Source organism: Reyranella sp. GW821-FHT14A01 (genome assembly GCF_058803965.1).
This window is the reverse complement of the sequence record NZ_JBXAPM010000012.1, coordinates 16715-30758: the sequence shown is the minus strand read 5'-3', so window position 1 is coordinate 30758 and position 14044 is coordinate 16715. Positions and strand designations below refer to the sequence as shown.

Here is a 14044-nt window from a genome sequence, read left to right as displayed (position 1 = left end):
CTGAGATAGGGTGGCAAGGGGCCGGAGTCCAGCCGGGGCCCGTCAGCCGGTCAATCCAGCCGATAGATGATCTGGCGGGCATTCCAGGCGATGGTTTCGCCCGCTGGTCTCAGTCCAAGCTTGCGCGCCACCGCCAGCGAAGCGGCATTGTCGGGATGGATCAAGGCCGCGAGCGGCCCAATGCCGGCCTCGCCGCGCAAATAGCCAATCATCGCGGCGCCGGCTTCGCTGGCGATCCCCTGGCCCCATGCCGATGGCACCAGCCGCCAACTGAGTTCGCTCACGCCGGGAAGGTGTGAGGCCCGTACGCCGCATTGGCCGAGGAATCCGGGCCGGCCCAGCCATTCGATCACCCAGCGCCATTCACCAGGCTTTGGGCCGTTGTGGATGTTGGACTGAATGTCGGCCCGATGCGCGACGGGATCGAACGGGCCGGTGAAGTAGCGCCGCACTAGGGGATCCGTGTCCATCGCCATGATCTCTTCGAGATCTTCCAGCGTGCGCGGGCGCAGCCGAAGTCGCACCGTCTCCAACGCCTTGATGGCAAGAGTCAGGGCCGTTCGCCCCTGATCAGCTTGGGCAGGTCGCCGACCAGGCCCATCGCGTGGCGGACGAAGAACTTGCGCAGCGCCGGCACGCGGTTCACCGCGGCGAGGCCCGCGTCGCGCACCAGCCTGAGCGGCGTGATGTCGTTGGAGAACAGGCGGTTCAGCAGGTCGGTGGCGGCGACCATGGTGAGATTGTCGGCGCGGCGCCATTGCGCATAGCGCTCGAGCGTGTCGGCGCCGCCGACATCGAGGCCGAGCCGCTTGGCGTCGACCAGCACCTCGACCAGCGCCGCGATGTCGCGAACGCCGAGATTGTAGCCCTGGCCCGCGATGGGATGGATGCCGTGCGCGGCGTCGCCCACCAGCACCAGCCGCGTGTCGATGTAGCGCTCGGCATGGACGAGGCGCAGCGGATACGACCAGCGCGGTCCGGCCGGCGCGACATGGCCGAGATGATCGCCGAAGCGCCGCGCGAACTCGACCTGGAAGCGCGGTTCGTCGAGCTCGAGCAGGCGGCGCGCGAGGTCGGCCCGCTCGGTCCACACGATCGACGAACGATGCTCGCCGTTCGGCCCGTCCGTCATCGGCAGGATGGCGAAGGGACCGCCGGGCAGGAATTTCTCCTGCGCGATGCCGCGATGAGGTTGGGCATGGTGCGCCACCAGGACGATCGCGATCTGCTCGTAGGACCAGCTGCGTGCGCCGATGCCGGCCTCCTCGCGCATCGAGCCAAAGCGTCCTTCGGCCGAGGCGATCAGGCGGGTGGCGATGCGGCGGCCGCTCTTCAGCACCAGGCTGGCGCGATGGGTCTCGCGCTGGCTCTCGACCACCTCGTCGGGCGACACGAGCTCGACCTTGGGGCAGGTGGCGAGCCGGCGCAGCAGGGCCGCGCGCAGGAAGCGGTTCTCGATGATCCAGCCCATCGGCGCCGCGGGTTCATTCTCCTCGGCGGCTTCGCGATGGTCGAAATGGAGGAAGAGGGGACTGGCGCGGCCGTCATGGCCGGCATCGGAGATGCGGATGTCGCGGATCGGTTCGGCAACCGATGCCAGCTCGTCCCAGAGGCCGAGGGCCGCGAACAGGCGCTGGCTGGTATAGGCGATGGCGGTGGTGCGGCCGTCGAAGCCCGCCTCGGTCAGCGAAGCGAGCGGCACGCGGTCGATGAGCGCGGTCGAGAGCCCCGTTTCACCGGCAGCGAGGGCAAGAAGGCTGCCGTTGAGGCCCGCGCCTACGACAGCAAGGTCGAAAGGACGGCTATCCATGGACCATAGATGGCAGCCGCCCCGCGGGGCGGCAACCCTCTATGGTCAAATGGTCCTGCGATCAGAACGTCTTGGAGATACCGACGATGACGCGGCTGGCGCAGTTCTGTGTGCCGAGGCAGTCCTGGACGCTGAGGTTGGTGCCGGTATAGGCGGCGGAGAGGTCGAAGCCGTAGACGGAGATGACGAGGCCGAGCTGCCAGTCCCAGTAGTTGTTGTTGGGGATGCCGTAGTTGGTGAAGCGCTCGACGTATTGATTGCCGATGGTGCCGAAGGCCTTGAAGGCGACGTTCTCGTTCACCTGGATGAAGGGGAGCGGCACGGTGACGGACGCCCACTTGTACCAGGCGTTTCCGGAGTTGGCGAAGAAGTTGGGGCTGTAGCGGACGGCGGCGCTGACCTGGGCGACGCCGAAATCGTAGCCGGCGACGAGGCCGAACTCGTTGAAGTCGTAGGAGAGATTGGCCGGGGCGCCGAGGTAGTTGTAGCGGATGTAGCCGAGGTCGAAGGTGAGCTTGTCGTCGAGGAGCTTGAGCTTGAGGCCGGTGACGACGTCGATTTCGGCCCATGTGCCGGTGCCGGGGAAGTCGACGTTGGAGCCCCAGGCGCCGAGATAGGCGGTGAGGGGGACCTTCTCGCTGACCGGGGCGGTCTCGTAGCCGAGCGAGCCCTGGACGGCGACCTGGCGCTGGGTCTGCGAGATACCGCGGTAGGAGTATTCGTTGAGGACGGCGAGGCCGGCGGTGAAGGTGCCGCCGAACGGCGCCTTCCACGTCTCCTTCTCCGGCGGGGCCGCCGTCGCCGGATCAGGCGTGCCCTGAGCCGTCTGCTGATCCTGCGTAACCGTCACGGTCTGCGGATTTGGCGTACCCTGTGCATACGCTACGTTGGCTGCACACGTCGTGACCACTGCAGTGCCCAGAATAGCTAGTTTTTTAAGCAACACGACCACCCCCAAAGACTTATGACTTGTTTCCGCCCCAATCCCTGCAAGGGGCGTGCCAAGTCGCGCGGCCAAGTTCTCACAATGTGTTGGCACGGCTCTTGCTCTCGACGAATCAAACTTTGGGGGCGGGCGTGCCGCCCGTTGGAGGACAGGCGCAAATGAAAATGATCGTGGCAATCTTCAAGCCCTTCAAGCTCGACGAAGTCAGGGACGCCCTGACGTCGCTCGGGATCCAGGGCCTGACCGTGAGTGAAGTGAAGGGGTTCGGTCGGCAGAAGGGCCAGACCGAGATTTATCGCGGCGCTGAATACGCCGTGAGCTTCCTGCCGAAAGTGAAGATCGAGGTCGTGATCGACGACATCCTGGTCGAGCGCGCGGTCGAGACCATCCGCAAGGCGGCGGGCACCGGCAAGATCGGCGACGGCAAGGTGTTCGTCATGCCGGTCGAGCAGGCGGTCCGCATCCGCACCGGCGAGTCCGGTATCGAAGCTCTGTGATCCGACACACGACAATCAACTCAAGAACCAGGGGACGATAACGATGAAGTTCAAGACCAATTCAGTGCTTGCGGGCGCAGGGGCCGCCGCGGCACTGTTCCTGCCAGCGCTGGCGCTGGCCCAGGCCGCCGCGACGCCGGCTCCGGCCGCTCCGGCGGCGCCCAAGTTCGATACCGGCGACACGGCGTGGATGCTCGTCTCTGTGGCACTCGTGCTGATGATGACCATCCCCGGCCTCGCCCTGTTCTACGGCGGCATGGTCCGCAAGAAGAACGTGCTGTCGACGGTGATGCAGAGCTTCGCCATCACCTGCCTGATCTCGATCATCTGGCTGGTCGTCGGCTACAGCCTCGCCTTCACGCCGGGCAGCTCGATCCTGGGCGGCCTCAGCCGCATCTTCATGGCGGGCCTCGCCCTCGACAGCGTGCATGACCTGGCCAAGACGATCCCCGAGACCGTCTTCATGTGCTTCCAGCTCACCTTCGCCATCATCACGCCGGCCCTGATCGCCGGCGCCTTCGCCGAGCGCATGAAGTTCTCGGCCATGATGTGGTTCATGGCGCTGTGGTCGCTGATCGTCTACGCGCCGATCGCCCACTGGGTGTGGGGCGGCGGCTTCCTGGGCGACTGGGGCGTCCTCGACTTCGCCGGCGGCACCGTCGTGCACGTCAATGCCGGCGTGGCGGGCCTCGTCTGCGCCCTCGTCCTGGGCAAGCGCAAGGGCTACGGCACCGAGAACATGGCGCCGCACAACCTGGTCTACTCGGTGATCGGCGCCTCCCTCCTGTGGGTGGGCTGGTTCGGCTTCAACGCCGGCTCCGCGGTCGGCGCCAGCCCCAACGCCGGCATGGCGATGGCGGTGACGCAGTTCGCCACGGCCGCGGCGGCTCTGGCCTGGATGTTCGCGGAGTGGGTGACGCGCGGCAAGCCGTCGGTCCTCGGCATCATCTCGGGTGCGGTTGCCGGCCTCGTCGCGATCACCCCGGCCTCCGGCTTCGTCAACCCGATGGGCTCGCTGGCCATCGGCATCGTCGCCGGCCTGGTCTGCTTCTGGGGCGCCACCGGCCTCAAGAAGGCGATGGGCTACGACGACTCGCTCGACGCGTTCGGCGTGCACGGCATCGGCGGCTTCGTCGGCGCCATCCTGACCGGCGTCTTCGCCGTCGAAGTGATCGGCGGCGAGGGCAAGAAGGGTCTGATCGACGGCAATGCCGGCCAGGTCCTGACGCAGCTCTGGGGCACGCTGGTCTGCATCGCCTGGTGCGCGGTCGCCACCTTCATCATCCTCAAGGTCGTAGACGCCCTGATCGGGCTGCGCGTGACGGCCGAGGAAGAGATCGAAGGCCTCGACATCAACATGCACGGCGAGACGATCCACTAAGTCGTCTCGTCCATCGAGATCGGGAACCCCTCTCCTCCTGGTTCCCTCTCATCCGCCGCTCCATCGCGGCGGACACTGGGGCCCGGCACTCTCCCGCCGGGCCCTTTTTCTGTCTGTAATTTGACGCCGTCCGCGCCAGACGCCAGTCTGTCGCGGCATGCCGAAAGGCCGGAGGGGAAGCAAATGAAGCTCGTGTCCGCCATCATCAAACCGTTCAAGCTCGACGAGGTGCGCGACGCGCTGACCGGTGTCGGCGTGTCGGGCCTGACGGTGAGCGAGGTCAAGGGTTTCGGCCGCCAGAAGGGCCAGACCGAGATCTATCGCGGCGCCGAGTACCTCGTGAGCTTCCTGCCCAAGGTGAAGATCGAGATCGTGGTCGACGACAGCCAGGTCGAGCGCGCCATCGAGGTCATCCAGAAGGCCGCCCATACCGGCAAGATCGGCGACGGCAAGATCTTCATCACGCCGGTCGAGCAGGCCGTGCGGATCCGCACCGGCGAGTCGGGCTCCAACGCGCTGTAGGCCGAGCGAAGCTCGGTCCGAGGAGCGTCAGGACATTGCCTCCGGGCAATGTCCGAGAGCGTTGAAGAAAGAGCGATCGCAGGTGATCACGGAATAGGCAGTTTCGCCGCCCCCTGCGGCGCCTTGACCGAACCACTGCTTGTGGTTGGACCAGACCCGGCCGCAAGCCCTTCCAGCATCTCAAGAAACAAGCCTATTCCCTTGTTGTGACTGGCTAATTTGTTCCCTAGAATGTGGCGATAGGCTGGCCGCTTTCGGCTGGCACCGTGTTTTTTGTTCGGCCGGTTCGGCCATTGGATACGAGAATGTTCAATCCGCGCCTGACCGAGACGCTGACCGATTTCCCGTTTGCGCGGCTGAACTCGCTGATCGCTCCCATCACGCCGCCGGCGCATCTGTCGATGATCAACATGTCGGTCGGCGAGCCGCAGGGCGCGATGCCCGCCTTCGCGCGCCAGATCGTGATGGACGAGGTCGACGGCTGGAACCGCTATCCGCCGAACCAGGGCCTGCCCGACCTCAACCTTGCGATCTGCGAGTGGCTGACGCGGCGCTACAAGCTGCCCGAGGGCCTGCTCGATCCGAACGTGCATGTCCATCCGACGGCCGGCAGCAAGGAAGGCGTCTACATCATCTCCACGGTGGCGACGCCGCAGGAGAAGGGCGGCGCCAAGCCGATCGTCGCGCTGCCCAACCCGTTCTACCAGGCCTATCTCGGCGGCGCGGTCCTCTCGGGCGGCGAGCCGCTGCTGGTCAATGCCGAGGCCTCGAACGGCTTCCTGCCGGACTATGAGAGCCTCGACGAGGCGACCTGGAAGCGCCTGTCGGTCGTCTACCTCTGCTCGCCGGCCAATCCGCAGGGCGCCATCGCCGGCAAGGACTACCTGCAGCGGCTGCTGAAGCTCTGCCGCAAGTACGACACCGTGCTGGCGGTCGACGAGTGCTACGCCGAGATCTACACCGGCGCTCCGCCGCCGGGCGCGCTCGAAGCGGCGCTCGAGATCGACGAGACCGGGCTCAAGGATCCTTTCCAGAACCTCGTGGTCTTCCACTCGCTGTCGAAGCGCTCGAACGCCGCGGGCCTGCGCTCGGGCTTCATGGCGGGCGATCCCAAGCTCGTGGCGATGGTGCTGCGCTGGCGCACCTATGGCGGCCCGCAGATCCCGTTCGCTGTCCAGAAGGCGTCGGCCGCGCTGTGGCGCGAGGAGACGCATCCGGTCCAGACGCGCGAATGGTACGCGAAGAATTTCCGCGTCGCCGAGCAGATCCTGCACAACCGCTTCTCCTACTATACGCCGGGCGGCGGCTTCTTCCTGTGGCTCGACGTCGGCGACGGCGAGGAGGCCACGCGCAAGCTATGGGGCGAGGCGCACGTCAAGGTGCTGCCGGGCGCCTATGCCTGCCGCGAAACCAACGGAATCAACACGGCCGAGCGCTACATCCGCGTGGCGCTGGTGCACGACGAGAAGACCACACGCGAGGGGCTCCAGCGCCTCGCGGCCGTTCTGTAGGGAGCGCAACCGCGCATGGCCATGCTGAGCGTCTCTTCAGCGTTGCAGCCCAAGACCTCCATCCTGCCGGAGGGCGGGCGCGATTTCCTGCGCCGCCGCATGATGGAGATCGTGGGCGTTGGCGTGGCGGGCTTCGGCCTGATGCTGATGATGGCGCTGTTCACCTACAGCCCCGGCGATCCCTCGCTCAACCACGCCACGGCGCGGGCGCCCAACAACCTGCTCGGCCTGCCCGGCGCCTATATCTCCGACCTGCTGCTGCAGACCTTCGGCCTCGCCATCATCCTGGCGCCGGTCGCCTTCATCACCTGGGGCGTCCGCATGGTGCGCACCCATCATCTCGGCTTCTTCGGGCTGCGGCTCTCGCTGCTGCTGCTGGCGCTGCTGATGATGAGTGTGGCCTGTGTGGGCCTGGGCGATGTCGGCGGCGCCGCCACCCATGCCGGGCCGGGCGGCCTGGTCGGCCTCGCCTTGGTCGGCCGCTTCCGCGAGCTGGTCCTCACCCATTCGAGCGGCGGCGCGTTGACCTTCATCGAGCCGGGCGCGGCGGCCCTCGCCTTCATCGCGATGGCGCCGGCGCTGGGCATGAACCGCACCGACCTGCCGCTGATCTTCCGCATCCTGCGCGCGCCCTTCCTGTGGAGCGTGTGGGCCATGCGCGCGGCCGTCGAGCTGTGGCGCGGCAAGCCGCAGGCGCTGGAAGAAGAGAACGAGCCGCCGGCGCCGCACATCGGCTATGCCGAGATCCCGGGCGAGATCGACGCCAGCCAGTACGATCCGGCGCGCTTCGAGAACCGCTACGAGCAGATCCCCGAGGAAGGCACGTCGATGCCGGCCCGCGATTCGCTGATGGTCGACGCGCCCTATGCGCCGATCGAACGGCCGGCCGACGAGATCCCGGAAGCGCCCGAGGGGCTTCGGATGCATTCGCCGGTGCTGGACGAAGCTGCGCCGTCGCGCGTGCAGGAGCGCACCTTCCTCAGCCGCCTCACCGGCGGCATGCGCATCGAGCCCTTCATGCGCCGCGCGGCGCCGGCTTCCGTGCACACGGCCGAACGGATCGAGCCTGGCTTCGGGGGCCATGAGGCCGCGCCGCCCGCGCAGCACTACCGGCAGCCCGTCGCCGACGAAGAGTTTTATGAGGCGCCGCAGCCGGTCGCCGCGCCGGTGCCGCACCAGCCCGTGGCCGAAGAGCCGGTCGACGAGCAGGCGTACGACCAGTCCGACGAGAATCCCTTTGCGCCCGACAATACGCTCGACGTCGAGCAGCCTGCCGTGGCGCCTGTAGCCACCCCGGCCGTCAAGATCGTGCCGCGCAAGTCGGCCGCCGCACAGGGCAAGCGCGCGGCCAAGGCCGGCCAGCGCGAACTCGCTCTCGGGAGCGAGTACCAGCTGCCGCCGCTCGATATCCTGTCGCTGCCCTCGCGGGTCAACGCCCAGCCCAAGATCGACGAGGAGGCGCTGGAGCAGAATGCGCGCCTGCTCGAGACGGTGCTCGACGATTTCGGCGTGAAGGGACAGATCGTGAAGGTGCGGCCGGGTCCGGTCGTGACGCTCTACGAGCTGGAGCCCGCGCCCGGAACGAAGTCGAGCCGGGTCATCGGTCTGGCCGACGACATCGCCCGCTCGATGAGTGCGGTCTCCGCGCGCGTCGCGACCGTGCCGGGCCGCAACGTCATCGGCATCGAGCTGCCCAACGCCAAGCGCGAGACGGTGTTCCTGCGCGAGCTGCTGTCGACCAAGCACTACGAGGATGGCCGTCTCGCCCTGCCGCTGGCGCTGGGCAAGGATATCGGCGGCGATCCGGTCATCGCCGACCTCGCCCGCATGCCGCATCTGCTGATCGGCGGCACCACCGGCTCGGGCAAGTCGGTGGCGGTCAACACCATGATCCTGTCGCTGCTCTACCGGCTGTCGCCGAACCAGTGCCGCTTCATCATGATCGACCCGAAGATGCTGGAACTCAGCGTCTACCAGGACATCCCGCATCTGCTGACGCCGGTCGTCACCGAGCCGCGCAAGGCGATCGTCGCCCTGAAGTGGGTGGTGCGCGAGATGGAGGACCGCTATCGCGCCATGAGCGCGGTCGCCGTGCGCAACATCGCGGGCTACAACGAGAAGCTCGCCGAGACGGCGCGCAAGGGCGGCGTGCTGACCCGCAAGGTCCAGACCGGCATCGATCCCGAGACGCGCAAGCCCACCTTCGAAGACGAGGAGATGGACCTTTCGCCGTTGCCCTTCATCGTCGTCATCATCGACGAGATGGCCGACCTGATGCTGGTCGCGGGCAAGGAGATCGAGGCGACCGTGCAGCGCCTGGCGCAGATGGCGCGCGCCGCCGGCATCCATGTCGTGATGGCCACGCAGCGCCCGTCGGTCGACGTCATCACCGGCACCATCAAGGCAAACTTCCCGACCCGAATCTCCTTCCAGGTGACGTCCAAGATCGACAGCCGCACCATCCTGGGCGAGCAGGGCGGCGAGCAGCTGCTGGGCCAGGGCGACATGCTGTACATGGCCGGCGGCGGCAAGATCGCTCGTGTTCACGGCCCGTTCGTCAGTGACGGCGAGGTCGAGGAGGTGGTCCGCCACCTGCGCGCCCAGGGCGCGCCGGCCTATATCGAATCGGTCACCGACGATCCCGACGGCGAGGGCGAAGGTACGGGGCTACCGGGCGAGGGCGAGGAGAGCGAGAGCGACCAGCTCTACGACCAGGCCATCGCCCTGGTCGCCCGCGAGCGGAAATGCAGCACGTCTTTCATCCAGCGCTACCTCCAGATCGGCTATAACAGGGCCGCCCGCATCGTCGAGCGCATGGAGCGCGAGGGCGTGGTCAGCTCCGCCAACCACGTCGGTAAGCGCGAAGTCCTGGCCCGCGACATCGACAATCGCGAGCGCTGAGCCCCCCTCACCCGGGGCGAACGAGGAACGATGAGCGATCAAGCCCCGCCAGGATCCATCCCGAGGCCACAAGCTGCGGGAAGCGCGCCCGCCGCGACGGCCTCGGTCCGTCACCGGCGGCGCCTCCCGCTCGTCTGGATCGTGCCCATCCTGACGGCGCTGATCGCCGGCTGGCTCGCCTGGGACACTTTCTCCAAGCGCGGCCCGACCATCATTGTCTCCTTCGACAGTGCCGCCGGCCTCACGGCCGGCCAGTCGCAGCTCCGGTACCGCAACGTCGTCATGGGCACGGTGAGGAGCATCACCATCCCGCCCGACCTGTCCAAGGTGCTGGTGGAGATCGAGACGGTGAAGGAAGCCGAAGCGCTCCTCACCGACAAGACGATCTTCTGGGTGGTGAAGCCGCAGCTCTTCGCCGGCAACATCTCCGGTCTCGAGACCATCCTGTCCGGCTCCTATATCGGCATGCGGCCCTCGACCGCGCCGGGCGTGGCCAAGCGCGATTTCGTGGGCCAGGAGGATCCGCCGATCCTGCAGGCCTCGGTGAAGGGCACCACGTTCCGGCTCGATACGGCACGACTGGGGTCGATCAGCCTCGGCGCCCCGATCTTCTTCCGCGACATCGAGGTCGGCACGGTGCTGGGCTGGGATCTCCACGATCTCGCCAGCCGCGTCGCCATCCATGCCTTCGTGCGCGCGCCATTCGACCGCTACGTGCGCAACGACTCCAATTTCTGGAATGCGTCCGGCCTGTCGGTCTCGCTCGGCGCCAACGGCCTCAACATCCAGATGGAATCGCTGCGCGCCATCCTGCTGGGCGGCATCGCATTCGACACGGCGCATGACTCGACTGCACCGATCAGCTCGGAGGGCCAGCGCTTCAGGCTCTATCCCAATATCGAGGAGGCCAAGTCGGCGGGCTTCGGCCAGCAGATCAAGTTGATCTCCTACTTCCCGGGCTCGGTCGCCGGTGTCACCGAAGGGGCCGAAGTCAGGTTCCACGGCCTCAAGATCGGCGAGGTCACCCGTGTCGGACTGGTCTATGACCCGAAGACTGATCGCGTCGTGGCGCCCGTCCACTATCGCGTCGAAGCCGGTCGCGTCAGCAACCTTGCCAAGGCGCAGGGCATGGAGCCCATCAACGTCGCCGAGGAGATGATCAAGCGCGGCCTGCGCGCCACCCTGCAGGCGCCGAGCCTGATCAGCCCGCAGAAGATCATCTCGCTGGAGGTCGTGCCGGACAGCAAGCCGGCCGATCTCGCCAAGGAAGGCGATCACTACGTCATTCCGGCCGCTGAAGTCGGCGGCTTCGACAGCATCACCGCCTCGGCCAGCGAACTGTTGAGCAAGATCAACCGCATCGACTTCGACAGGATCGGCAATAGCCTGCTCAGCGCCGCCACCGGCATCGACCAGACGGTCAACGGGCCGCAGATCAAGGCGACCCTGGCGGCGCTGGAGAAGGCGATGATCGACGTGCAGGACATCGCCCGCAAGCTCGATGCCGACGCGACGCCGGCGCTGAAGCGCCTGCCCGACATCGCCCTTCAGCTGCAGGACGCCGTCACCAAGGCCAACAAGCTGATCGGCTCCGTCGACAAGGGCTACGGCGACACGTCGAAGTTCCATCGCGACCTCGACCGCCTGCTGCCGCAGATCACCGACGCCGCGCGCTCGATCCGCGCCCTGGCCGACCTTCTGTCGCGTCACCCCGAGGCCCTGATCAAGGGCCGCACCAACACGGGCAAGGAATGATCTCCACTCGCTTCGGCACTCGCCTCGGCCGCCGCCGTTTCGGCCTCCTCGCCCTTCCGCTCCTCGCGGCGCCGGCGCTGCAGGCCTGCGGCTCCTCTCCGGAGCCGACGCTTTACACGCTGTCGGTGCGCCCCGGTCCCGTGCTGTCGCGCGGACCGCGCATCGTGCAGGTGCGCGACATCGGCCTGCCGGGTTATCTCGACCGCAAGGAGATCGTCCGCTCGACCGAGGACTTCAAGCTCGACGTCCGTTCCAATGCCTGGTGGGGCGAGCCGGTGGGCGGGATGCTGTCGCGCACGATCGTGCTCGAACTCTCGCAGCGCCTGCCCGGCAGCCAAGTCTACAGCGAGGCCGGTTCGATCACGATGGATCCCTATGCCACCGTCGGCATCGACATCCAGCGCTTCGACGCCGACAAGGCGGGCAACGTCGTCCTGCTGGCCCAGGTCGCCATCCAGTTCAACCGGCCGGCCCGGACGGCGGCGCGCAACTTCTCGATCACCCGGCCCGTGCCGACGCCGGACACGCCGGGCCATGTCGCCGCCATGAGCGATGCCCTGGGCGAGCTGTCGGACGGCATCGCCACGCTTCTCCAGTAACGCCATGCTGCGGGCCTTCGCCGCGCGACGCGATCCCGGCCCGCTGGTGACGCCGCCGCAGCTGCGCGAGTGTCCGGGCTGCGGCCTGTTCCAGATCGTGCCGGCGATGGCGGCCAACATGCGCTCCGATTGTCAGCGCTGCGGCACGCCGCTCCGGGCCACGCGCGCCGATCCGACCGGCCATTGCCTGGCGCTCACCTTCGCGTCGCTGGTGCTGTTCGGGGTCCTGTGGCTCTCCATGCTGATGAAGGTCTCGACGGCCGGCATCGTACACGAGACGACGATCCTCTCCGGACCGGCCGAGCTGGTGCGACACGGGCTGTGGCCGCTGGCCATCGCCGTCTCCTTCACCACGGCGCTGGCGCCGCTCATCAAGTTCGCCGGCACGCTCTATGTGCTGGTGGGCCTGCGCATGCGGACCCTGCCGCCCAACCTGCGCGGCATCTTCCTGATCTCCCGCCGCGTGGGCACCTGGGCGATGCTCGAGGTGCTGCTGCTGGGCGTGTTCGTGGCCTACACCAAGCTGGGCGACCTGGTGACGATCCAGCTCGGTCCGGCGGTCTATGCGCTGGGCATCCTCACCGTGGTGGTCGTCTGGGCCGAGCTCGCGCTCGATCCGCAGGCGGTGTGGGAGGAGATCGAGCGTCGCGGCCAGACGCATGCGCCCATGCCGCCGGCTGCGCCGCTGGAGTACCGGCCGGGCGCTGCCGGCTGCGAGGAGTGCGGGCTGGTCTGCGTGCCGGCGGAACATGACGGACGCTGTCCGCGCTGCGGCGCCCGCGTGCACGAGCGCAAGCCCGACGCCATCAACCGCACGCTCGCTTTGGTGATCGCCGGCGTCATCCTCTACATCCCGGCCAATATCTATCCTGTGCTGACCGTCATCCAGCTCGGCTCCGGCGCGCCCAGCACCATCATGGGCGGCGTCGAGGAGCTGGTCTCGTCCAAGATGTATCCGCTGGCGCTGCTGGTCTTCTTCGCCAGCGTCCTGGTGCCGCTGTTCAAGCTGATCGGCCTCGTCAGCATGATCGGCGCGACCTCGCTCGCGGGTACGGCGGAGAATGCCGGCGTGCTGCTGCGCCAGCGCACGAAGCTTTACTGGATCGTTGCCTGGATCGGCCGCTGGTCGATGGTCGACATCTTCATGGAGTCGCTGCTGGGGGCGCTCGTCCAGTTCGGCCGCGCGGTCACGATCGATCCCGGCATGGGTGCGCTGGCTTTCTGCGCCGTGGTGATCGTCACCATCTTCGCGGCCGAAGCCTTCGATCCACGCCTGATGTGGGATGCCGCGGCGCGCAATCCCCACCGCCAGGCACTGCCCTCGGCGGCAAGCCGCACCGGCAACGTGGCGACGGTCAGTTCAGGCTGAAGATAAGGTTCAGCTTGATGTTGTGGTTGTTGCGGAAGCCGTTGCGCTCGCGCGACGTCACGAGTTCGTAGCCCATCGACGCCCGGCTCCAGGCGTTCAGCTGGCGCCCGAAACCCACGAAGGCATGGTTGTCGGCGAAGCCTGCCGGAAGGCCCGGTCTTTCGATCGTGAGGTTGATGTAGACCTCGTTCGACAAAGCGAGTTCCCAGGGTGATTTGCCGAGGGGAATGCGCACGCCGGCCAGGGCGCGCGTACGCACCAGCACCGTGTTGTTGTCGAAGAACAGTTCCTCCCAGCGCAGCCGCCCGGTGACCGGCAGACCGTCGATGCGGGTGCGGTAGAGGATGTCCTGGAAGGGCCCGCGCGATTGCCGGGCGCCCGGGAGATATCGCGTGTTCTGCACGTAGCCCGCCGCCAGCGCCCAGTTGGGCGTGAGCGCATACTCGAAGCCCGGGCGGACCTGCAGCGCGCGCAGGCGGCTCATGTTCTGGTCGAAGCGCAGCTGGCCCTCGAGGTTGAACGACCAGTTCCTGTCGATCCGGTATTGCAGCCCGACGGTCGGCGTCTCCCAGACATCGCCGCTTTGCGTCTGCGAGGTCTGCGCCGCCCGGGCAGCCTGTCGTTGCCGCTGCTGCGCCTCGGCAGAGTTCGCAACGAGGCAGAAGGCCATCAGCAGGGCAACGTGGCGGAGGATCGAATTCAGCACTTCGTCCACGATATCCATGCCGATACGGTGGAGCAATCGAGGCGCGT

The 14044-nt window shown here is 67.3% G+C and carries 12 protein-coding genes; 8 read left to right on the top strand and 4 right to left on the bottom strand.

Annotated elements, in window-relative coordinates:
• Nucleotides 1–50: 50 nt before the first annotated feature.
• The 3 genes from AC1ROX_RS21245 to AC1ROX_RS21235 form a co-directional block, all read right to left on the bottom strand.
• Nucleotides 51–524, bottom strand: coding sequence for a GNAT family N-acetyltransferase (locus tag AC1ROX_RS21245; RefSeq protein ID WP_493128833.1), 474 nt, complete (start codon nt 522–524; stop codon nt 51–53).
• 26 nt (nt 525–550) lie between these two features.
• Complete coding sequence (locus AC1ROX_RS21240; protein WP_493128831.1) at nt 551–1810, bottom strand: UbiH/UbiF/VisC/COQ6 family ubiquinone biosynthesis hydroxylase; 1260 nt, start codon at nt 1808–1810, stop codon at nt 551–553.
• A 61-nt stretch (nt 1811–1871) separates the two neighbouring features.
• Nucleotides 1872–2660, bottom strand: coding sequence for a TorF family putative porin (locus tag AC1ROX_RS21235; RefSeq protein ID WP_493128829.1), 789 nt, complete (start codon nt 2658–2660; stop codon nt 1872–1874).
• 254 nt (nt 2661–2914) lie between these two features.
• Between AC1ROX_RS21235 and AC1ROX_RS21230 the strand changes: the two genes are divergently transcribed.
• From AC1ROX_RS21230 to AC1ROX_RS21195, 8 genes are all read left to right on the top strand, one after another.
• Nucleotides 2915–3253, top strand: a complete 339-nt coding sequence (locus AC1ROX_RS21230) for a P-II family nitrogen regulator (protein ID WP_493128827.1) — start codon at nt 2915–2917, stop codon at nt 3251–3253.
• Between the two features lie 43 nt (nt 3254–3296).
• A complete protein-coding gene (locus tag AC1ROX_RS21225; RefSeq protein ID WP_493128825.1) occupies nt 3297–4634 on the top strand; it encodes an ammonium transporter in 1338 nt (445 codons plus the stop codon).
• Between the two features lie 183 nt (nt 4635–4817).
• The gene (locus tag AC1ROX_RS21220) at nt 4818–5156 is read left to right on the top strand and encodes a P-II family nitrogen regulator (RefSeq protein WP_493128823.1); all 339 of its coding nucleotides are present in this window, start codon (nt 4818–4820) and stop codon (nt 5154–5156) included.
• A gap of 305 nt (nt 5157–5461) precedes the next feature.
• A complete protein-coding gene (locus tag AC1ROX_RS21215; RefSeq protein ID WP_493128821.1) occupies nt 5462–6667 on the top strand; it encodes an aminotransferase class I/II-fold pyridoxal phosphate-dependent enzyme in 1206 nt (401 codons plus the stop codon).
• A gap of 15 nt (nt 6668–6682) precedes the next feature.
• Nucleotides 6683–9568 (top strand): DNA translocase FtsK, encoded by a 2886-nt coding sequence (locus AC1ROX_RS21210; RefSeq protein ID WP_493128819.1) that lies wholly within the window; start codon nt 6683–6685, stop codon nt 9566–9568.
• Nucleotides 9569–9598: 30 nt separating this feature from the next.
• Nucleotides 9599–11323: a PqiB family protein gene (locus AC1ROX_RS21205; protein WP_493128817.1), complete on the top strand. Its 1725-nt coding sequence runs from the start codon at nt 9599–9601 to the stop codon at nt 11321–11323.
• A complete protein-coding gene (locus tag AC1ROX_RS21200) occupies nt 11320–11922 on the top strand; it encodes a PqiC family protein (protein WP_493128816.1) in 603 nt (200 codons plus the stop codon). The genes AC1ROX_RS21205 and AC1ROX_RS21200 overlap by 4 nt, the downstream gene beginning before the upstream one ends.
• Nucleotides 11923–11926: 4 nt before the next feature.
• Nucleotides 11927–13291: a paraquat-inducible protein A gene (locus tag AC1ROX_RS21195; protein WP_493128814.1), complete on the top strand. Its 1365-nt coding sequence runs from the start codon at nt 11927–11929 to the stop codon at nt 13289–13291.
• On the opposite strand, the gene AC1ROX_RS21190 is transcribed toward AC1ROX_RS21195, so the two are convergent.
• Nucleotides 13278–14033, bottom strand: coding sequence for a DUF2490 domain-containing protein (locus AC1ROX_RS21190; RefSeq protein WP_493128812.1), 756 nt, complete (start codon nt 14031–14033; stop codon nt 13278–13280). The genes AC1ROX_RS21195 and AC1ROX_RS21190 overlap by 14 nt on opposite strands.
• Nucleotides 14034–14044: the final 11 nt, after the last annotated feature.